Here is a 1,047-nt window from a genome sequence, read left to right as displayed (position 1 = left end):
GGGTCCAGCGGACGGTGGCCGATCAGCGGTTCCCCGGCACCGGCCGTCCCGGCGACCATGTCGACCCAGGCATCCAACTCATCCACCCGCGCCGGACTCTGTGCGGCCCGCCGCAGTCCCTCCGCCCAGGCACGGAACGAAGTCCCCGCCGACTCCAACTCCGGCGGCTCTCCCACTGCCGCTGCCTCGCACGCGCTCTGCAGGTCGGGGACCAGGACGCGCCACGACACCCCGTCGACCGCCAGATGATGAGCGGCCAGCGCAATCCGACCGACCCGCTCCGGCCCGGCATCCACCCACACCACCTGCACCATCACCCCGGCCGCCGGATCCAGCCTCGTCACCGCCTCCCGGGCGGCATCCACCGCCACCCGGTCCAACCCACCCTCAGCCAGGCCTACGGCGTCCACCCGAGCCACCAGCCCGGACACATCGACCTCACCCATCTCCGGAACCATCAACACCTGGTCGCTCCCGGCCCGGGCCCGCAGCATCCCGTGGGCTTCCACCAGCGCGCTCACGCCCGTCCTGAGCACGTCCACGCCCAGGTCGGCCGGCGCACCGATCACCGTCCACTGCGCGAAACCGGGCCGCAGCGCGTCCTCGCCCATCGACCTCATCAACGGCGTCCACGGCACCTCACCGACACCCATGTCCCTGGCGTCCGGAGACGCGTCCTCGGTCCCGGCCGCCACCAGTGCCAGCCGCTCCGGGGTCTTCTCCTCGAAGATCTGGCGGGGGGTCACCACCCAACCGGAACGACGCGCCCGGGACGCGAGCTGCATCGACATGATCGAATCGCCGCCCAGCTCGAAGAAGCTGTCCTCCACCCCGATCGCGCCCGACTCCAGGCCCAGCACCTCCGCGAACAAACCGCACAGCGCTTCCTCGGCCGCCGTGCCAGGCCGTCGGGTCGAGCCCGAACCACCGAACTCCGGGTCGGGAAGAACAGCCCGGTCCACCTTGCCGTTCACCGTCAACGGGAACGCGTCGAGCACCACCACCGCCGCCGGAACCATGTACTCCGGCAGACGCGAGGAGGCGAAG

General features: G+C 71.4%; 1 protein-coding gene. It reads right to left on the bottom strand.

The annotated features are described in order from the left end of the window. Positions 1–1,047 (bottom strand): phosphopantetheine-binding protein (locus ACFZDK_RS55910; protein WP_390987150.1); only part of this gene is annotated, 1,047 nt, incomplete at both ends.

Source organism: Streptomyces sp. NPDC007901 (genome assembly GCF_042959465.1).
Taxonomy (GTDB): Bacteria; Actinomycetota; Actinomycetes; order Streptomycetales; family Streptomycetaceae; genus Streptomyces.
Note: the sequence above shows the minus strand (reverse complement) of the source record. Positions and strands in the feature narration are given on the sequence as shown.